Source organism: Caballeronia cordobensis, assembly GCF_001544575.2.
In the GTDB taxonomy this organism is placed as follows: Bacteria; Pseudomonadota; Gammaproteobacteria; order Burkholderiales; family Burkholderiaceae; genus Caballeronia; species Caballeronia cordobensis.
This window is the reverse complement of record NZ_FCNY02000018.1, coordinates 13,394-32,624: the sequence shown is the minus strand read 5'-3', so window position 1 is coordinate 32,624 and position 19,231 is coordinate 13,394. Positions and strand designations below refer to the sequence as shown.

General features: G+C 62.8%; 21 protein-coding genes, 1 other RNA gene and 1 riboswitch. Of the genes, 11 read left to right on the top strand and 11 right to left on the bottom strand.

Going from position 1 to position 19,231, the window contains the following annotated elements:
• Positions 1–26 precede the first annotated feature (26 nt).
• A complete protein-coding gene (locus AWB70_RS28270; RefSeq protein ID WP_053567640.1) occupies positions 27–1,901 on the bottom strand; it encodes a TonB-dependent receptor domain-containing protein in 1,875 nt (624 codons plus the stop codon).
• A gap of 84 nt (positions 1,902–1,985) precedes the next feature.
• Positions 1,986–2,297: riboswitch (cobalamin riboswitch) on the bottom strand.
• A 257-nt stretch (positions 2,298–2,554) separates the two neighbouring features.
• Between AWB70_RS28270 and AWB70_RS28265 the strand changes: the two genes are divergently transcribed.
• The 5 genes from AWB70_RS28265 to AWB70_RS28245 all read left to right on the top strand — a co-directional run bounded on the left by AWB70_RS28265 (position 2,555) and on the right by AWB70_RS28245 (position 4,876).
• The gene (locus AWB70_RS28265) at positions 2,555–2,923 is read left to right on the top strand and encodes a hypothetical protein (protein WP_053567638.1); all 369 of its coding nucleotides are present in this window, start codon (positions 2,555–2,557) and stop codon (positions 2,921–2,923) included.
• Positions 2,920–3,234, top strand: coding sequence for a cell division protein ZapA (locus AWB70_RS28260; protein ID WP_014190666.1), 315 nt, complete (start codon positions 2,920–2,922; stop codon positions 3,232–3,234). The genes AWB70_RS28265 and AWB70_RS28260 overlap by 4 nt, the downstream gene beginning before the upstream one ends.
• A gap of 118 nt (positions 3,235–3,352) precedes the next feature.
• A non-coding RNA gene (ssrS, locus tag AWB70_RS28255) (6S RNA) lies at positions 3,353–3,534 on the top strand.
• A gap of 82 nt (positions 3,535–3,616) precedes the next feature.
• Positions 3,617–4,075, top strand: a complete 459-nt coding sequence (locus AWB70_RS28250; RefSeq protein ID WP_053567637.1) for an EVE domain-containing protein — start codon at positions 3,617–3,619, stop codon at positions 4,073–4,075.
• A 111-nt stretch (positions 4,076–4,186) separates the two neighbouring features.
• Entirely contained in the window at positions 4,187–4,876 is a 690-nt protein-coding gene (locus AWB70_RS28245; RefSeq protein ID WP_374730263.1) for an SIMPL domain-containing protein, read from the top strand.
• Here AWB70_RS28245 and lgt read toward each other — a convergent pair whose 3' ends face one another.
• Both lgt and AWB70_RS28235 read right to left on the bottom strand, forming a co-directional pair.
• On the bottom strand, positions 4,877–5,779 hold the full coding sequence (gene lgt / locus AWB70_RS28240) for a prolipoprotein diacylglyceryl transferase (protein ID WP_014190663.1): 903 nt from the start codon (positions 5,777–5,779) through the stop codon (positions 4,877–4,879).
• 36 nt (positions 5,780–5,815) lie between these two features.
• Positions 5,816–6,754, bottom strand: coding sequence for a LysR family transcriptional regulator (locus tag AWB70_RS28235; protein WP_053567636.1), 939 nt, complete (start codon positions 6,752–6,754; stop codon positions 5,816–5,818).
• A gap of 108 nt (positions 6,755–6,862) precedes the next feature.
• Here AWB70_RS28235 and ilvD point away from each other — a divergent pair, with 108 nt between their 5' ends.
• Positions 6,863–8,536: a dihydroxy-acid dehydratase gene (gene ilvD, locus AWB70_RS28230; protein ID WP_053567635.1), complete on the top strand. Its 1,674-nt coding sequence runs from the start codon at positions 6,863–6,865 to the stop codon at positions 8,534–8,536.
• 65 nt (positions 8,537–8,601) lie between these two features.
• Here ilvD and AWB70_RS28225 read toward each other — a convergent pair whose 3' ends face one another.
• The 3 genes from AWB70_RS28225 to AWB70_RS28215 are packed head-to-tail and all read right to left on the bottom strand — an operon-like array spanning position 8,602 to position 10,960.
• The gene (locus tag AWB70_RS28225) at positions 8,602–8,943 is read right to left on the bottom strand and encodes a DUF2486 family protein (protein ID WP_053567634.1); all 342 of its coding nucleotides are present in this window, start codon (positions 8,941–8,943) and stop codon (positions 8,602–8,604) included.
• 60 nt (positions 8,944–9,003) lie between these two features.
• A complete protein-coding gene (locus AWB70_RS28220) occupies positions 9,004–9,420 on the bottom strand; it encodes a DNA polymerase III subunit chi (RefSeq protein ID WP_014190658.1) in 417 nt (138 codons plus the stop codon).
• Positions 9,421–9,427: 7 nt separating this feature from the next.
• Entirely contained in the window at positions 9,428–10,960 is a 1,533-nt protein-coding gene (locus tag AWB70_RS28215) for a leucyl aminopeptidase (protein ID WP_053567633.1), read from the bottom strand.
• Positions 10,961–11,126: 166 nt separating this feature from the next.
• Between AWB70_RS28215 and lptF the strand changes: the two genes are divergently transcribed.
• From lptF to AWB70_RS28190, 5 genes are all read left to right on the top strand, one after another.
• Entirely contained in the window at positions 11,127–12,224 is a 1,098-nt protein-coding gene (gene lptF / locus AWB70_RS28210; protein WP_014190656.1) for an LPS export ABC transporter permease LptF, read from the top strand.
• Between the two features lie 4 nt (positions 12,225–12,228).
• Complete coding sequence (lptG, locus tag AWB70_RS28205) at positions 12,229–13,377, top strand: LPS export ABC transporter permease LptG (protein WP_014190655.1); 1,149 nt, start codon at positions 12,229–12,231, stop codon at positions 13,375–13,377.
• 22 nt (positions 13,378–13,399) lie between these two features.
• A complete protein-coding gene (locus AWB70_RS28200) occupies positions 13,400–13,771 on the top strand; it encodes a sirohydrochlorin chelatase (protein WP_053567632.1) in 372 nt (123 codons plus the stop codon).
• Between the two features lie 181 nt (positions 13,772–13,952).
• Positions 13,953–14,387 (top strand): hypothetical protein, encoded by a 435-nt coding sequence (locus AWB70_RS28195; RefSeq protein ID WP_053567631.1) that lies wholly within the window; start codon positions 13,953–13,955, stop codon positions 14,385–14,387.
• Positions 14,384–14,725, top strand: coding sequence for a hypothetical protein (locus AWB70_RS28190; RefSeq protein WP_053567630.1), 342 nt, complete (start codon positions 14,384–14,386; stop codon positions 14,723–14,725). Before AWB70_RS28195 ends, AWB70_RS28190 begins: the two co-directional genes overlap by 4 nt.
• A gap of 67 nt (positions 14,726–14,792) precedes the next feature.
• Here AWB70_RS28190 and cobA read toward each other — a convergent pair whose 3' ends face one another.
• The 5 genes from cobA to AWB70_RS28165 all read right to left on the bottom strand — a co-directional run bounded on the left by cobA (position 14,793) and on the right by AWB70_RS28165 (position 19,223).
• Positions 14,793–15,551 (bottom strand): uroporphyrinogen-III C-methyltransferase, encoded by a 759-nt coding sequence (gene cobA / locus AWB70_RS28185; protein ID WP_053567629.1) that lies wholly within the window; start codon positions 15,549–15,551, stop codon positions 14,793–14,795.
• A gap of 15 nt (positions 15,552–15,566) precedes the next feature.
• Positions 15,567–16,880, bottom strand: coding sequence for a sulfate adenylyltransferase subunit 1 (locus tag AWB70_RS28180; RefSeq protein WP_053567628.1), 1,314 nt, complete (start codon positions 16,878–16,880; stop codon positions 15,567–15,569).
• 27 nt (positions 16,881–16,907) lie between these two features.
• Positions 16,908–17,870: a sulfate adenylyltransferase subunit CysD gene (gene cysD, locus AWB70_RS28175; RefSeq protein ID WP_014190649.1), complete on the bottom strand. Its 963-nt coding sequence runs from the start codon at positions 17,868–17,870 to the stop codon at positions 16,908–16,910.
• An 87-nt stretch (positions 17,871–17,957) separates the two neighbouring features.
• Positions 17,958–18,680, bottom strand: a complete 723-nt coding sequence (locus AWB70_RS28170; protein WP_053567627.1) for a phosphoadenylyl-sulfate reductase — start codon at positions 18,678–18,680, stop codon at positions 17,958–17,960.
• Between the two features lie 3 nt (positions 18,681–18,683).
• Positions 18,684–19,223, bottom strand: coding sequence for a DUF934 domain-containing protein (locus AWB70_RS28165; protein ID WP_053567626.1), 540 nt, complete (start codon positions 19,221–19,223; stop codon positions 18,684–18,686).
• Positions 19,224–19,231 lie beyond the last annotated feature (8 nt).

The following is a 19,231-nucleotide window of genomic DNA, read 5'->3' as shown; positions in this document are numbered from 1 at the left end:
CGCATGGACGCGCGGAATGGCATCACTCACGACGGATGCCAGCCCAGCGTGATGTAAGCGCCGCGCCGTGGCGTGTTGTACGAGTACGCAAGTTCATAGTCCTTGTCGAACAGATTGTCGATGCGCGCCGTGACGTACCACGATTTCGATATGTCGTAACGCGCGGACAGATTCACGATGCCGTAACCGCCGAGCGTCGAGTCGTAATCGTGGCGCTCGCCGCTCACGATCCATTCGCCGCCGACGCGCCAGCGCCCGATGGTCCGATGCGCCGTGAGCGTCGCGAAATGCCGCGCGCGCCGCGTCAGGTCTTCGTTGTTCGTTTCATCGACGGGATTCTGGAACGTCACGCCCGCGCGCACGTCGGTTGCGCCGAGATGCCCCGCCCACGATCCTTCGATACCCTGCACCTTCGCGCGCCCGACGTTCTGCGCGACGTAATAGAAGCCGCCATCGGACACATAGTCGATCAGATTCGAATAGCGCGTCTGGAACAGCGTGACGCGCGCGACGCCCAGCGCATTCGATGCGTACTGCAACGCGGCCTCGACCGAATGGCTGCGCTCCGGCTGGATCGACGGATTGCCGCTCATCGGATAGTAGAGGTCGTCGAAGCTCGGCGCGCGAAACGACGCCGCGTAACTCGCGCTCGCGCGCCAGTGCGCATCGAAGTTGTAGGCGTAGCCCAGATAGTAGCTGTTCGCGCCGCCGAAATCGGAATACTGGTCGTGCCGCAGATTCGCCTGCAATTCACTCGCTCCGATGCGCCCGACATAGCCCGCGAACACCGAATTCACGTGACGGTCGGGCGCGTCGAACTGATCGGAGTCGAGCGTCTGATCGAGATGTTCGTAGCCGAACAGCAGCTTGTGCGCATCGCTCAGCCTGACATCGTTCTGCCAGGTGTATTGACGATTCTCCGAATTGAAGCGGCTCGTATAGACGCCGTTCTGCTCGATGTTCGAGCGGTCCTGCCCCTGCGCGATGGTGAAATGCGTGGTCCAGCTATCCGTGATCCTGCCGTTCGCGAACACCGACGCCGAGCGCACGCGATCGTGCGTTTCGTTGATGTCGGCCGGCAAGCCGTAGGCATCGTCGAAACTGTTGACGCCGTTCGATTGCAGAAAGCGCACGCCCGCATCCCACTTGTCGCTGAATTTGTGGCGCAGTGTCGCTGCGACGCTTTCGTTGAGATAGCCGTTCGCGTTCGGATTCGCGCTGGGCGCGATGTTCGGATCGATCGACGTGAAGCCGTCGGTCTTCTCGCGCGAGACGTTGACGCTGAAGGTCGTGCGGCCGTCCTTGTCGAGCGCGCCGTTCACGCCCGCCGACTGCCGCTGCGTGTGATAGCTGCCGTACTCGGCCTCGAAGTTGAAGCGCGGCGGATGCGGCTCGCCTTCCTTCGTGAAAATTTGCACGACGCCGCCGATCGCATTCGAGCCATAGAGCGCGGACACGTTGCCGTTCACGACCTCCACGCGCCCAATCTGATCGAGCATCAGTTGCGACAACTGCGCCGCGCCGAGCGATGCCGACTCCACGCGCACGCCGTCGATCAGCACGAGCGATTGCGACGAGGCCGCGCCGCGTATGTAGAGCCCCGAATTCGCGCCCGGCCCGCCGTTGCGCGTGATCTGCACGCCGGGCGCGAGCGCGACGAGGCCGAGGGCGTCGCTGGCGTTGGCGTCGGCGATATCCTGTTCGTCGAAAACGGAAGTCTGCGGAATGGAATCCGCGAGCGGTTGCGGGGCGCGCGTCGACGTCACGACGACGGGCGCAAGCGTTTGCGATGCATCATCCGCGGCGTGAGCCGCATGTGCGAACGGCAAGCCGATGACGGCGGCGGCGAGCGCGCCATGACGGGCGAGGCCGTCCCTGAGCGCGGCCAGTGGCGAAACCATGCGTGAAGTATCCGTGTCCGCGTGAGCGCGGCCCCGCTCCCCGCGAGGACGATGCGCGACGAAACGCAGCGCGCATCTCTGCGCGCAGGCGTCGAACTCTGGCCGGTATCCGGGCTGGCGACGCATCGTCTCGCCTTCCCGCGCATCGTGCGCAGTGGCGTCGTCACGTTTCTTGCAGTGAGGCGCGCGCGATACCGGATCGGCACGCACGCGCTGCAAAAACGCGCATGAGACGACTTGCAACTTGCGTTGCGGTCGCTTACCGTTGCGGGGGCAGCACAGGTTGGCTCGTCCGCGGCGAGTCCTGGTCGGACTTCGAGGACTTCACTCCCTGTTTCCCGTTTGACTGCATCCGCGAGAAACGCGAATGCGAGCACCAAAAGTGCGGCAAGTGTAGGAGCGCGGGTTGGGGCCGTCAAGAAAACGGCACGGACAACATGGCGCGGCGCACGACGAATCGAACAAGAACCGAACGCGCAGCCGAGCCGACCTGTCCTCACGAGTCGCACTCAGCGCTCGCGTTTTCTGCACACGAATGCACGCGATCGATGGTTTAAGCGCGAGATCGCGTGCTGTTACGTCTCGAAACGAGACATTTATCGGAAGCGCTGTTTAACCGCGCTAAAATGCGAGGTCTTTAGAGGACGCAGCACATGCTCAACGAACTCGAATCACTGTCAGGAAATATCGGCCGGCTGATCCAGATCAGCGAGCGCCACAAGCAGGCGCATCAGGCGCTGCAGGACCAACTCGCACAACTGCGCGCCGATTATGCGAACGTGCAGGCCGAGCTCGCGCAAGTGCGCGAAGAACGCGACACGCTGCAATCCGAACGCGATTCGCTCTCCGCCAAAATCGACGACGCGCAAGTGCGCCTCAACGCCATTCTCGAAAAGCTGCCGCGCGTCAAGTCCGGGCAGCATGCCGAATCCGACAATCAACTCGATCTCCTCGACGCCGATTCGCAGGAAGCACATGAAGCGGAGTTGCACGGCGAGCATCATCAAGGGGAGAAGGCATGACGACCACGCAGATCGAAGTATCCATTCTCGGGCAGCAATACCGCCTCGCGTGCTCGCCCGAAACGGAAGCCGCGCTGCGCGAAGCCGTCGCGCGCGTCGATGCCGAAATGAACAAGGTGCGCAACGCGAGCAGCGTGCGCGGCACGGATCGCATCGCGGTGATGGCGGCGCTTTCGCTGGCGTCGGAATTGCTTAAGCTGCAGGACAGCGTGCGCCACGGCGAAGCGTTTCCCGCCGAGGAGATCCGCCGCACCATGCACTCGATGAACGAGCAACTGGGCGCTGTGATCGCGCAATACGAAGCGCAGTAAGCAGGCACGGTGAAGCGCTTGCGCGTCGAGTCAATCAGCGCGCAATGTCAATCGAAAAAAGAAACCGCGCGAACGTCACCAGATAGCTGCAACGGGCAAACGATTGGTGTAAAGTGACGTTTCCCTGCCTGGTTCGCCAAGGTCATATATTCCTTGAACCAATGCTACATTGGCACGGTTGCGGAACCTTGCAGCACGGGCGCGCGCGTCGCTAGTCCGATGTACCCGAAGTGTTGCTTACCGCGACCAATCTTGAACCCAGGTTCAGGATGCCGGCCTAGCGGCTGTGGCGGGGACCTATCTCAAACGGCATCGGTTTTACCGATGCCGTTTTCATTTGCCTCGACGACTAGCCCCGACGATTTCCGCATAGCGAACAATCATGCGCTACTGGCTGATGAAGTCCGAACCGGACGAAGCGAGCATCGATCATCTCGCGCACGCGCCGAAGAAAACCTTGCCGTGGACGGGCGTGCGCAACTATCAGGCGCGCAACTTCATGCGCGATCAGATGAGCATCGGCGACGGCGTGCTCTTCTATCATTCGAGCTGCCCCGAGCCGGGCATCGCGGGCATCGCGAAAGTGTGCTCGACGGCCTATCCCGACCCCACGCAGTTCGATCCGGAAAGCGACTACTACGATCCGAAATCGACGCAGGAAACGCCGCGCTGGATGCTCGTGGACGTGAAGTTCGTGAAGAAGACGCCGCTCATTGCGCTCGCGGCGCTGCGCGAACACGAAGAGCTTGCCGATATGCAGGTGCTTGCGCGCGGCGACCGGCTGTCGATTACACCGGTCACACAAGCACAATGGCAATTCATTACCGAGCGCCTCGTCTAACACGGAACTTACTACTCGAAGGCAACGCCTAAACCGCGTCGTACATTACGCGATATTCGGAGTCCTTCGATGATCAAGAAAAAAACCGCAGCCGCGCTCGCGCTCCTCGCGATGTCCGGCGCCGCGCTCAGCTTCTCTCAATCCGCCGCCGCACAGACGGTGATTACCCAGCCGCAGCCTTCGGGCGTGCTCTCGCTCTCCGCACAGGCGAGCTCGCAGGTGCCGCAGGATGTCGTCAACATCACGCTCTTCTACGAGCAGGAAGCGGCCGATCCCTCCTCGCTCACCAACACGCTCAATCAGCGCGCGGAGGCTGCGTTGCGCGAAGCCAAGGGCGTCGAAGGCGTGACGGCGAAGAGCGGCTCGTTCACGGTGTATCCGTCGACGGATCGCGACGGCAAGATTTCCGCGTGGCGCGGGCGCACGGAAGTCGTGCTCGAATCGCATGACTTCGCGGCGGCGTCGAAGCTCGCAGGCAAGATGAGCTCGTCGATGCAGGTGGGCAGCGTGGCGTTCTCGCTGTCGCCCGAAGCGCAGCGCGCGGCCGAGCAGAAGCTCGTGTCGCAAGCCATCGATTCGTTCCGCAAGCAGGCGCAGACCGCCGCGCAGGCGTTCGGCTACAGCAATTTCACGATTCGGGAAGTGAACGTCGGGCGCAGCGGCAACCAGCCGCGCCCGATCATGATGATGCAATCGCGCGCAATGAGCGCCGACGCGAAGATGGCCGCGCCGATCGCGATGGAAGCCGGCACGGCGACCGTGACCGTCGACGTGTCGGGTTCGGTGCAGATGGGACGCTGATTACGTCCGGACAGGCTCGGGCGGCAGGCGCAGATTGCGCTTGTACGCCCAGATCATCATGATGACGCCCGCGATGATCATCGGCAGCGAGAGCCATTGACCCATCGAGAGATTGAGCGCGAGCAGGCCGAGGTAATCGTCCGGCTCGCGCGCGAATTCCACCGTGAAGCGCGCCAGTCCATAACCGATCAGAAACAGCGCGGAAATCGCGCCCACCGGCCGCTGCTTGCGCGAGAACGTCCAGATCACGACGAACAGCACGAGCCCTTCCAGCGCGATCTCGTACAACTGCGACGGATGGCGCGGCAGCATGTGATAGCGCTGAAAAATCTCGGTGAGATGATATTGCGCATCGAGCTGCGGATTTTTTGCGAGCCAGATCGCGTCGTCGTTCGTCGAATTCTGGAAGAGCATCGCCCACGGCGCGTTCGGGTCCGTCACGCGGCCCCACAATTCGCCGTTGATGAAGTTGCCGAGACGCCCCGCCGCGAGGCCGAGCGGCACCATCGGCGCGACGAAATCCGTCACTTGCAGCCAGGTGCGCTTGCGCTGAAACGCGAACAGCACCATCGCGAGCGTCACGCCGAGAAAGCCGCCGTGAAACGACATGCCGCCTTCCCAGACCTTGAAGATATCGAGCGGATGCGCCGCGTAAAAGCTCGCCTTGTAGAAAATCACGTAGCCCAGGCGTCCGCCGAGAATCGTGCCGAGTACGCCGTAGAACAGCATGTCGTCGATGTCTTTCGCGTTCCAGCCTTGAGCGGCGACGTAAGGCAGCCGCAGGCGCAGCCGGCCGATGACGATGGCCGACACGAACGCCACCAGATACATGAGGCCGTACCAGCGCACGGCGAGCGGACCGAGATGAATCGCGACGGGATCGAAATTGGGATGTATGAGCATTCTGATGTGGGGAGCTGAGCGACTTTCAAAGGCGAATCATACAGAACCGGCGCTTTCAGCCCGCGAACGGACGATTTCGATGAACCCGGCGAGCACGGGGCTCACTTCCGCGAAGCGCCATACCAGTCCCGTTTCCACGATGGGACCGGGGTCGAGCAACGGACGATACACGACGCCCGTGCGCCGCAGATGATGCAGCGACTGCGGCACGAGCGCGACGCCCATGCCCGCGGACACGAGGCTCACGATGGTCTGCATCTGGATCGCCTCCTGGCCGATGCGCGGCGTGAGCCCCGCCGCGCCGTAGCAACCCATGATGATGTCATACAAACCGGGCGCGAGCCGTCTCGGGAAGACGACGAGCGGGGCCGCCGCGAGATCGTGCAGATCGACGGGCGCATCCTCCGCCGAACCCAGTTCTTCCGCCTGTTTCTCCGACATCGCGATCATCAGCGGCTCGCGCGCGATCGGCACATACTGGAGCGAACTCGCGTAGCGCGGCGGCAGCGGCGGAATCACGAGGCCGGCGTCGATGCGCCCGGCGACGAGTTCCTCGATCTGCACGTCGCTCGTCGCTTCCGTCAGTTGCAGGCGCACGCCGGGATAGCGCGCGCCGAAATCGCGCAATAACGCGGGCAACAGGCCGTAATCGGCGGTGGAGACGAACGCGAGCGACAGCCTGCCCGCCTCGCCGCGCGCGAGCGATTGCGCGAGCGGGCGCAGCGCGTCGGCGGAAGCGAGCAGGCGGCGCACTTCCGGCAGCAGGTCTTTCCCGACCGGCGTCAGCTCCACGGTGCGTTTCGTGCGCGCGAAAAGCTGAACACCCAGCGCCTCTTCCAGCGCGCGGATCGCCTGCGAGAGCGGCGGCTGCGTCATCGCGAGACGCGCGGCGGCGCGGCCGAAGTGCATCTCTTCGGCGACCGTCGCAAAGTAGCGCAGCAGACGCAGTTCGATGGGCGGATCTCGCTGTTCCATTGATACATTCTGCGACCTAATAAGCCTTGAATAATATATTGGACAGACACATGCCGGGGCTGCATTCTTGCTGCACGAGATCAAAAACATCCCCTCAAGGAGCACATCATGGCTTTCAACCGCCGCTCGAAGAACATCACCCAGGGCGTCGCCCGCTCGCCCAACCGTTCGATGTACTACGCCCTCGGCTATCAGGAAGCGGACTTCGACAAGCCGATGATCGGCGTCGCCAACGGGCATTCCACGATCACGCCGTGCAACGCGGGTCTGCAGCGCCTGGCCGACGCCGCCATCGAATCGATCAAGAAGTCCGACGCCAATCCGCAGATTTTCGGCACGCCGACGATTTCCGACGGCATGTCGATGGGCACCGAAGGCATGAAGTACTCGCTCGTCTCGCGCGAAGTGATCGCGGATTGCATCGAAACCGCCGTGCAGGGGCAATGGATGGACGGCGTCGTCGTCATCGGCGGCTGCGACAAGAACATGCCGGGCGGCATGATCGGCATGGCGCGCATGAACGTGCCGTCGATTTACGTGTACGGCGGCACCATTCGCCCGGGCAACTGGAAGGGCCGAGATCTGACGATCGTGTCGTCGTTCGAGGCGGTCGGCGAGTTCACGGCGGGCCGCATGTCGGAGGAAGATTTCAAGGGCGTCGAGAAGAATGCGTGTCCGTCCACCGGCTCGTGCGGCGGCATGTACACCGCGAACACGATGAGCTCGTCGTTCGAGGCGCTCGGCATGTCGCTGATGTATTCGTCGACGATGGCGAATCCGGATCAGGAAAAGGTCGATTCCGCCGCCGAATCCGCGCGCGTGCTCGTCGAAGCGGTGAAGAAGGATTTGAAGCCGCGCGACATCATCACGAAGGAGTCGATCGAAAACGCGGTCGCGCTGATCATGGCGACGGGCGGCTCGACCAACGCCGTGCTGCACTATCTGGCGATCGCGCATGCCGCGGAAGTGGAATGGAGCATCGACGACTTCGAGCGCATGCGCAAGAAAGTGCCGGTCATCTGCGATCTGAAACCGTCGGGTCAATATGTCGCGACCGATCTGCACAAGGCAGGCGGCATCCCGCAAGTGCTGAAGATCCTGCTCGATGCGGGCCTGCTGCACGGCGACTGCATGACGATCACGGGCCGCACGATCGCCGAAGAGCTCAAGGACGTGCCGGGCAAGCCGCGCGCGGATCAGAAGGTCATCTTCCCGATCGAACAGGCGCTGTACAAGGAAGGGCATCTGGCGATCCTGCGCGGCAATCTGGCGGAAGACGGCGCGGTCGCGAAGATCACGGGCCTCAAGAATCCGGTCATCACGGGCCCGGCGCGCGTGTTCGACGACGAGCAAAGCGCGATGGACGCGATTCTCTCCGACAAGATCAAGGCCGGCGACATTCTCGTGCTGCGCTATCTCGGACCGCAAGGCGGCCCCGGCATGCCTGAGATGCTCGCGCCGACATCGGCGATCATCGGCAAGGGGCTGGGCGAATCGGTCGGCTTCATCACCGACGGGCGCTTTTCGGGCGGCACCTGGGGCATGGTGGTCGGGCACGTCGCGCCGGAAGCGTTCGCGGGCGGCACGATTGCGCTCGTGCACGAAGGCGATTCGATCACCATCGACGCGCACAAGCTGTTGCTGCAACTGAATGTCGACGATGCCGAACTGGCGCGCCGACGCGCCGCTTGGAAGCAGCCCGCGCCGAAGTACACACGCGGCGTGCTGGCGAAGTTCGCGGCGCTCGCGGGTCCGGCGAACAAGGGGGCGGTGACGGGCTGAATCGACCGCGGTGTTTCGACGTGAAAAAGGGGCGCGCGCGCCCCTTTCGTCGTTCTGCGTGCGGCTTACTCCCCGCGCTGCCGCCGCAACTCTTTCTCCACCGCCTCGCGCACCCATTCGCTCATGCGCCCCTCGAGCGCCATCGCGACTTCGCGCGTGATCGCGGAAACGAGCTGCGACGAATGCTCGCGCAGCACTTCGCGGCAGCGCTCTTCGATCAGCGCGCGCGCTTCGCCCGTCAGGAAATTCGTGAAACGGCCGCGCAGGCGGTCGGCGATCTGCTCGGCATCGTATTCGACCGCGGCTTCGCCGGCGGACGGCGCGCGCGCATATTCCGGCTTGCCGGGCACGACGACATCGGTCAGAACGGGAATGGATGGATCGAAGGATTCGGGCTTGTCGGTCATCTTGGGTGGCCTCCACTTTTATTGAAAGCGTAGCGCCTGGAGCACGCACGCTCTGTTCGCTCAACCGCCCTGATTGTGCGTTTCGATGGCGTAGCCGCGATCGCGATAGAAGCGATAGCGCTCGCGGCCCGCGGCGAGATCGTCGCCATCGCTGCCGACGATCTCCACCAGACGCTCGAAGCGCGCGAACTGCGCGGACACCGGCGCACCGAGATTCACGAGCACGTGATGATGCGGCGCTTCGTCGAGATTCGACGTGAGCACCACCGGCGTGTCCTCCGCGAGCGGACTCTTCGCCATGCAGTGCGGCACGAATTCGAGCGGCTGGAAGGTCCACAACTGCTCGTCGAACGCGGCGAGGCGCTGCGGTTCGGCGAGCACGACGAGCGGCTTGCCGCTCAGATACGCCTTGCGCGCGAGGCGGCAGGCGTACGCAAGCGGATCGCCGACGTTGGTGTGAAAGTCGATACGGGTCATGCCGCTCTTATGCGCCGGCGCGGTCGATCAGGAACTGCGACAGCAAGGGCACGGGACGGCCCGTCGCGCCCTTCGCCGCGCCGCTCTTCCACGCGGTTCCGGCGATATCGAGATGCGCCCACGGATAGTTCGTCGCGAAGCGCGAGAGGAAGCACGCCGCCGTCACGCTGCCCGCCGGACGGCCGCCGATGTTCGCGACATCCGCGAAATTCGACTTGAGCTGATCCTGATACTCGTCGTCGAGCGGCAGGCGCCACGCCGGATCGACCGCCTCGCGCGATGCGTCGAGCAACTCGCCCGCGAGCGCGTCGTCCTTCGAGAAGAGGCCCGTGTTGTGATGACCGAGCGCGATGATGCACGCGCCCGTCAAGGTCGCGATATCGACCACGGCGGCGGGCTTGAAGCGCTCCGCGTAGGTCAGGGCGTCGCACAGGATGAGGCGGCCTTCCGCGTCCGTGTTCAGCACTTCGATGGTCGTGCCGTTCATCGACGTGATGATGTCGCCCGGCTTCACCGCGTTGCCCGCAGGCATGTTCTCGCACGTGGGAATGACGCCAATGACATTGAGCTTGAGGCCCATTTCGGCGACCGCGCGCATGGTGCCGAAGACCGAGCCCGCGCCGCACATGTCATATTTCATCTCGTCCATCGCCTCGCCCGGCTTGATCGAGATGCCGCCCGAATCGAAGGTGATGCCCTTGCCCACCAGCACGATCGGCGCGTTCTTGCCCTTGGCCTTGCCCGATTCGGCGCCCGCGCCCTGATACTGCATGACGATGAATTGCGGCGGCTCCACCGAGCCCTTCGCGACCGACAGGAACGAGCCCATGCCGAGCGCCTCGATCTGCTTCTGGCCCAGCACCTCGACCTTCAGCTTCCAGTCGCGGCCGAGCTTCTTCGCCGTCTGGCCGAGATAGGTCGGCGTGCAGACGTTCGGCGGCAGGTTGCCCAGATCGCGCGTGAGATCCATGCCGTTCGCGATCGCGACGCCCTGCTTCAGCGCGGTTTTCGCGGCTTTCTCGTCGGCGGAATCGATGCTGAACACGATCTTCTTCAGCGAGCGAGCGCCGTTGTCGGGCTTGCTCTTCATCTGCGTGAACTTGTAGGTCAGCTCGCGCAGCGCGAGGATCGCGGCGCGCACGGCCCAGTCGCCGGTGCGCTCCTGAATGGGCAGTTGCGCGAGCGTGAACGTGGCCTGGCCGATCTTCGAGCCGAGCACCACGCGCCACGCGGCGCGCACGGCTTCACCATAGGCTTTCTGATTGAAGGCGTCCTGCTTGCCGAGGCCGACGAGCAGAACACGCGATGCGCCGATGCCGGTGACTTCGGGAACCATAAGCGTCGTGCCCGCGCGGCCGCTCATGTCGCCGGCTTTCACAACGCGCGAGATCAGGCCCTTGGTGGCGACATCCATGTCGCGCGCCGCCCCCGTGAGCGTCTGCGCTTCGAAGATGCCGAGCACGATGACATCCGACTTTCCGGTAAGGAAACCATTTGCCTCGCCTTTGCTCCAATCACAGGCTTTTATGCTAAAGTCCATCGCGCTTATCCTCGGATAAAATCTTGGCTGAAGGATGAAAGCCGCAATTATCCGCTATTTTTTCCGCGGCGGTCACAGGCGCGAAACGAGGATGAGCTGACGCCTTCCCGTTTGCCAGAGGTGCGCGCAAGATTTCCGCATCCCCCGCCGGCTCAAAGCTAACCAAATGATCTTCGAACGCTCCCTGCAGCGCGAACTCGCGTATACGGCCGGCGCCGTATTCATGGTGCTGCTCACGATCATGCTCACGACGATGATGATCCGCATCGTCGGCTTCGCGGCGCAAGGTCAGATCGACCCGAAAGACGTCGTCGTGCTGATCGGTCTCACCGTCATCGGCTATCTCGCGGTCATGCTGATCGTGACGCTCTTCGTCTCCATTCTCTTCGTGCTCACGCGCTGGTATCGCGACTCGGAGATGGTCGTCTGGCTGGCCTCGGGCGTGAGCCAGACGCAACTCATCAAGCCGGTCGCCGTCTTCGCCACGCCGATCATCATTCTCATCATCTTTTTTGCGTTCGTCGGCTGGCCGTGGTCGAACCAGCAAAGCAAGCTGATCAAGGCGCGCTTTCAGCAGCGCGATGAAGTGTCGCTGCTCGCACCCGGACAGTTCCGCGAGTCGCCGTCGAGCCATCGCGTGTTCTTCATCGAGAAGATGTCGCCGGATCAAAGCGCGGTGCAGAACGTGTTCGTGACGAGCACGGAAGGCGGCAAGGTGAGTGTGATCGTCTCGCAGACCGGCCACACGGAAACGCGCGAGGACGGCGACCGCTTCATCGTGCTCGACAACGGCCGCCGCTATGACGGCGAGCCCGGCCAGCCGAACTTCCGCATCATGGAGTTCGAGCGCTATGGTGTGAAGATTTTGAATCATCAGGTCGTCAACACGCCCACTACCACGGGCATTTCCACGCCGGACCTGCTCGCCGATCCGACTCAGCAAAATCTCGCGGAATTCGCGTGGCGCGCGGGCCTGCCGCTCATCGCAATCAACCTGATGCTGCTCGCCATTCCGCTTTCGTATCAGAACCCGCGCCGCAGCCGCACCATCAATCTCGTGATGGCCGTGCTGATTTATCTCACCTATTCGAACCTGCTGAACGTGGTGCAGTCGTGGATCGAACAGGGCAAGCTGTCGTTTGGCGTTGGGCTCGTCGGGCTGCATGTCATCGTGGGCGCGCTCGTCGCATTCATCTTCTGGCTGCGCGTGCGCAACCGGCCGCTTTTCAAGCTCTCGTCACTGACGGGTTCGAAGGGGGCCTGACGCAATGCGCATCTACGAACGATATTTCGCGCGCCAGATTTATCTCGCGTTCATCTTTATTCTGTTCGCGTTTTCGGGCCTGTTCTTTTTCTTCGATCTGATCAACGAACTGAACACGGTCGGGCACGGCAATTACAAATTCACGCTCGCGATCTTGCGGGTCGGATTGCAGACGCCTTCGCGCTTCTACGAGATCATTCCGGTCGCCGCGCTCATTTCCGCCATCTATGTTTTCGCGCAGATGGCCGCGGCGTCGGAATTCACGATCTTCCGCGTGTCGGGGCTTTCGACCGGCGCGGCGCTGCGCTCGCTGCTGAAGATCGGCGTTCCGCTCGTGCTGATTACGTACCTCATCGGCGAGGTGGTCGGGCCTTACACGGACCAGTTGTCCGAGCGCGTGCGGCTGGAGGCGCTCGGGTCGTCGGTGTCGTCGAACTTTCAGTCCGGAGTGTGGGTGAAGGACACGTTGACGGCGAAGGAAAACGGCGAGCAGGTCACGCGCTTCGTCAACGTGGGGACGCTCAATCCGGACACGACGATCGCCAACGTGCGCATCTACGAATTCGATTCGAAGTTCCGCCTGACCAACGTGCGCATCGCGAAGAGCGGCGTGTATGAGCCGCCGGGCCACTGGAAGCTCACGGGCGTCACCGACACGCAACTGAGGGACGCGCCGCCGCAAGCCGTGAATCCGGGCGATACGCTGAACCCGGTGTATCGCGCGACGCAGACGACGCTGCCCGAATATTCGCTGCGTTCGGAACTGACGCCGCAGATTCTCTCGGTGCTGCTGGTTTCGCCGGATCGCATGTCGATGTTCAATCTGTTCCGCTATATCCAGCATTTGACGGAAAATCATCAGGACACGCAGCGTTATCAGATCGCGTTCTGGCGCAAGATTCTGTATCCATTCGCGGTCTTCGTGATGCTGATTCTGTCGTTGCCGTTCGCGTATCTGCATACGCGCGCGGGCGTGGTCGGCGTGAAGGTGTTCGGCGGCATCATGATCGGCATGAGCTTCCAGTTGTTCAACACGCTGTTCTCGCACATCGGCAACCTGAATACGTGGCCCGCGCCGATCACGGCGGCAGCGCCTGCCCTTGCCTATCTGGCGATCGGGCTGATCGGGCTGAAGTGGGTGGAGCGGCACTGACGTTTCTTCCGGGGAGCGCGCGATGGGTAAGCACGGCATCATCCTGTTCGGCCACGGCGCGCGCGATCCGCGGTGGAAAGAGCCGTTCGAGCGGCTGGCGGCGAAACTGCGCGCTTCGCGCGGCGATCAGCCGGTGGCGCTGGCGTTTCTCGAGCTGATGTCGCCGGATCTGCCTTCGGCGGTCGCGTCTCTCGCTGACGATGGCTGCGATGCGGTTACGGTCGTGCCGGTGTTTTTCGGGCAAGGCGGACACGTGCGGCGGGATCTGCCGGAAATCGTCGAGACGTGTCGAAAAGCGCATCCGGGCGTCGCGATCCATTGCGCGACGGCCGTTGGGGAAGACGATGCGGTGCTGCAGGCGGTGGCGGAGTATTGTTTGCGGCTGGCTATCTGAAAGCTGCACCCTGGCCATTCGGCTGAGTTTTCGCGATCGACGACGCGGACTATGATGGATCTGAGTTTTCATCGTCAGTTCAGCGGAGTCCGCGATGTGTTTTCCTTCTCCTCGTCAGAATCGTCCTGACGCATGTCAACCGCTCCATGCGGAGCCGGTCACCATTCGTGAGTGAGCCAGAATGGCGCGCCACGTCTATAACGGTTTTGTTCGAGTCTTCCTCTACTTTCTGCCGTTCTGGCTAGGCGGTTTCGAGTTTACGGTTCATGAAGCGATGAACGAGAAAGACCCGCTATCGTTTCTCGCTCCGGGAGTCATGCTTAGCGCCATCGCCTTACTGGTTCCGCTCTGCCTCGCACGCAAGGAGCCCGGACCTTCCGCAACGACGACTGCACGATGGATGTATCGCTGCGACGTTACGTTGATAGCGGTTGCCTTCTCCTGCGCGATCGGCGGAATGCCGTTGTGGCATCTGACACTGGGCGCATCATTGTCGGGGAATTTCGACGGATGGCCCGCCGTGCACTTTTTCTTTTTCAGTGCCACGACCTCAATTGCTTTGATGTACTATGTTTTCGCCGTTATCCTGACCGAACTAAAGCGTCTGGCGACATGACTACTTTCCTTACCTATTTGCAGCACTACTATGGCCTGCTTGCCATTCCTTTGATCGGAATGGTAGTCGCGCAGGTCATCACATTCTTTGCTCGGCGTTTTTTGGATTCACTCCCCGATGAATCTCCTGCCGGAAGTCATGAGACTGCAGAGCAGTCGCAGCAAGTCATTCAGCTTGAGAATGAACTCAAACGCCTTCGCGCGGAGCTCGATTTCGTCGAAACGCGTTTGTCCGGGTATGCGAATCCGTCGCGAATGCGCTCGCGCTCTTCCACTGCTTTTATGGGCGCCTACGTCGGTGGATTAAGACACCGGCGTGCGAGACTGGCGATCGGTTGATCGGCCGCACAAATGAAAAAGCGCACTTCCCGGTGCGCTTTCTTGCAGCGAACAAGCCCGACAAATCTCAAGCCGCCGCCTGCATCCCCTTCAGATGCACCTTCGGCTTCGCCGAAGCAGCCCGCTCGCGAAACGCTTCTCCGATCATCAGCAAACTCGGCTGCGACGGGTCCAGCCATGCCTGCGCCTCGCCCAGCGCCATGCGCGCGAGCGTCAACGTCAGCGTGCGCTCGCGCGGCGTGCTGCACGCCTCGACGATCGCCACCGGCGTCGAACCCGGACGGCCCGCGTCGATCAATTGCTGCGCGATATCCGGCGCGCTGTCGCGGCCCATGTAGAACACGAGCGAATCCGCCTTCGCCTGCTCGCGGATATCGTCGCTGTCGGCGGCGCGCGAATGCGTCGCGAGCGCCACGCTGCGCGACACGCCGCGCAAGGTCAGCGAGCGCTTGAGCGTCGCGGCGCTGGCCAACGCCGCCGTGATTCCCGGCACCACCTCGTACTCGATGCCCGCCGCTTCCAGCGCGCGCATTTCCTCGTCGGCGCGGCCGAAGAGCATCGGATCGCCGCCCTTCAGACGCACGACGACACCATGCTCCAGCGCCGCATCGACAATCTGCTTGTTGATGAAATGCTGGGCCGTCGAGCGCTGTCCGCAACGCTTGCCGACCGCGATCTTCCTCGCGTTCGGCGCATAGTCGAGCATGGCCGGTTCGATCAGCGCATCGTGCAGGACGACGTCGGCCTGTTCGAGCAGCCGCATGCCGCGCACGGTGATGAGATCCGCCGCGCCCGGCCCCGCTCCGATGAGATAGACCTTGCCCATAAGCGTATTTGTCGATTAAGCCGCGATGGAACGAATCATACCGGCCGCGACCGTGTGGTGCGTCGCTTCGTCGATCAGCACGAACGCGCCGGTGCCCTGATGCGTATCGTACTCGTCCGCGACGATCGGCTTCTGCAGCGTGAGCGCCACGCGGCCGATATCGTTCATCGCGAGCGTGCTGCGATCGACCGAATGCGACAGCGTATGCACGTCCAGCACCTGCTTCACCGCGCCGATGCGCGCGAACACCGTGCTCGTCGTCTGCTTCAGCAGATACTTGCGCCGCGGCGAGAGCGGCTCTTCGTCGAACCAGCAGAGGTCGGCTTCGAGCTTCTTCGCCGGCTCGACCTTCTGCGTCGCCGGGACGAAGGTGTCGCCGCGCGAGACATCGACGTCTTCCGTCAGGCGAATCGTCACGGTCTGGCCCGCGAACGCGCGATCCACCGGCGCCACGCCGCCCGGCACCGGCGCGATGATCTCGGCGACCGTCGCTTCGCGGCCCGCCGGCAGCACGGTCAGCGCATCGCCGACGCGCACTTCGCCCGCCTCGACACGGCCCATGTAGCCGCGGAAATCGTCGGCCTGCGAGCCGTCCTGACGCGCGACCCATTGCACCGGGAAACGCAGCGCCTGATCGTTCGGCTGCGCGACCGGCAGCGACTCCAGCAGATCGAGCAGCGGCTCGCCCGCGTACCACGGCATGCGCTCGCTCGCCGTGACGATATTGTCGCCCTTCAGCGCCGACACCGGCACGAAACGCACGTTCGACAAACCGAGCTGACGCGCCAGCGTGACATACGAATCGCGAATCTCGTTGAAGCGCGCCTCGCTGTACTCGGCCAGATCCATCTTGTTGATCGCGACGATCACATGCTGCAAACCGAGCAGCTTGACGATCGCGCTGTGGCGCTTGGTCTGCGGCAGCAGTTGCGCGACGCCGTCTTCGAACGTGACGCGCGTCGCGTCGACGAGAATGATCGCCGCGTGCGCCGTCGATGCGCCCGTCACCATGTTGCGCGTGTACTGCTCGTGACCCGGCGTGTCGGCAATGATGAACTTGCGCTTGGCCGTGGCGAAATAGCGATACGCGACGTCGATCGTGATGCCCTGCTCGCGTTCGGCTTCGAGGCCGTCGGTGAGCAGCGAGAGGTCGATTTCATCGCCGACGGTGCGCTTGTTCTTCGCGCGCGAAATGGCGGACAGCTGATCCGACAGCACAGCCTTGCTGTCGTACAGCAGACGGCCGATCAGCGTGCTCTTGCCGTCGTCGACGGAACCCGCGGTAATGAAGCGCAACACGCCCAGATCTTCAGCTTGATAGATGCTCATGATTCGTTTCTTCCTGTGGCGTGTCGCTTAGAAATAACCTTGCTTCTTGCGCTGTTCCATCGCGGCTTCCGAGGCCTGATCGTCCATGCGCGTCGCGCCGCGTTCCGTGATTTCCGTCACGGCCGTTTCCGCGATGATCTTCTCGACGTCATCGGCATCGCTCGCAACCGGGCACGTGCAGCTGATATCGCCGACCGTGCGGAAACGCACCTGCGCGATCTCGGCGGTTTCGCCTTCGCGCACCGGCGTGAGCGGCGTCACCGGCACGAGCAGACCGTTGCGGCGCACGATTTCGCGGTCATGCGCGTAATAGATGTTCGGCAATTCGAGCTTTTCGCGTGCGATGTACTGCCACACGTCGAGTTCAGTCCAGTTCGAGATCGGGAACACGCGCAAATGCTCGCCGTTGTGCAGGCGCGCGTTGTAGATGCTCCACAGTTCCGGGCGCTGCGCCTTCGGATCCCATTGGCCGAATTCGTCGCGGAACGAGAAGATGCGCTCTTTCGCGCGAGCCTTCTCTTCGTCGCGGCGCGCGCCGCCGATCATCGCCGTGTAGCCGTATTCCTCGATGGTTTCGAGCAGCGTCACCGCTTGCGCGGCGTTGCGCGAATCCGTTTCGCGGCGCAGACGCACGGTGCCCTTCTTGATCGAATCCTCGACGTGGCCGACCACGAGTTCCGCGCCGATTTCCGCCGCGCGGCGGTCGCGGAAGTCGATCACTTCCTGGAAGTTGTGGCCCGTGTCGATATGCACGAGCGGAAACGGCAGCGTCGTCTTGCGGTTGCCGCCGAGGCCGAACGCCTTCAGCGCGAGCGCGAGCACGACCACCGAATCCTTGCCGCCCGAGAACAACAGCGCGGGCTTGCTGCATTCCGCGACGAGTTCGCGAATGATGTGGATCGACTCGGCTTCGAGCCAATCCAGGTGATCCATCCGGTTCGCCTTGTTGACGATCGGTGCGGTGACGGTAGAGTCGAGCGTCGTGCTCATGTTCGTCGATCCTTTTTTATGCAGCGCCATGGTTCACCTTGACGATGCGTTCAATGACAGGGTTTGATGCGGCGTCTTGTGCGCCTGTTAGATCGCTGAGCTTGGCGCTTCTTCGACGATCTTGATATTCGTGATGTGCAGGCCGCATTCCTTCGTATCGCGCGATTCCCACCACCAGCGTCCGGCCCGGCTGTCCTCGCCGGGACGCACCGCGCGCGTACACGGCTCGCAGCCGATGCTCGGATAACCGCGCGCATGCAGCGGATTCACCGGCACGTCGAGCGCCTTCAGGTAATCCCACACGTCCGTCTCGGTCCAGTCCGCGAGCGGATTGAACTTCGCGATGTTGCGCCCTTCGTCGCGCTCTTCCTCGTGCAGCTCGGCGCGCGTCACCGATTGCTCGCGACGCTGGCCCGTGACCCACGCGGACACATCCGAAAGCGCGCGGTCGAGCGGCTCGACCTTGCGGATATGGCAGCAACTCTTGCGCAAATCAATGCTTTCGTAGAACGCGTTCAGGCCGTGATCGCGCACGTAGGCATCGACCGCATCCTGTTGCGGATGAAACTGCTCGATGTCGTAGCCGTAACGCTGCTTCACGGTGTCGAGCATGCCGAGCGTTTCCGCGTGCAGACGGCCCGTGTTCAACGAGAAGATACCGATCGCAACGCCGCGCGAAAGAATGGCGTGCGTGAGCACCATGTCTTCGGCGGCGAGGCTGCTGGCTAGCTTGACGTTCTGGTGGCGCGCCGCGATCGAATCGAGCAGCGCATCCAGGCGTTCAACCTTGGCTTGCAATTCAGGCGTCATACATCAGGCTCCGAGAGCGGCGACGAGCGCGGCACGGCGGCGGAACAGCGGCTCCGGATTGTCGGTCGCGCCCTGATACAGATTGGTGAACTCGGTGAACGCGTTGAGCGCGTCGTTGATGTCCTTGTCGGCGCGCACGGCGAATGCGTCGAAACCACAGCGCGCGTGGAATGCGACCTGATCGCGCAGCACATCGCCGATGGCGCGCAACTCGCCCGTCCACTGATAACGCTCGCGCAACAGACGGCCGATCGAAAAGCCGCGTCCATCGCGGAACACCGGGAAATCGACGGCGATCACGGAGAGCGAATCGAAGTCCGGCACGAGGTCGGCAGGTTCGTCGTCGGGCGCGAGCCACACGCCGATCTCGTCCTTCGCACGCGATGCAACGATCGCTGCCTTGTGTTCCTTCCACAGCGCGAACGGCACGATGATCTTGCCGGCCGGAAGCGCATCGACGGCCGGCAGTGCGCCGTCTTCGGCTGCACGCACCACGGTGAAACTGTCTTCTACAATCGCGCGATTCTTGATAATCAACGTCATCTGAAATC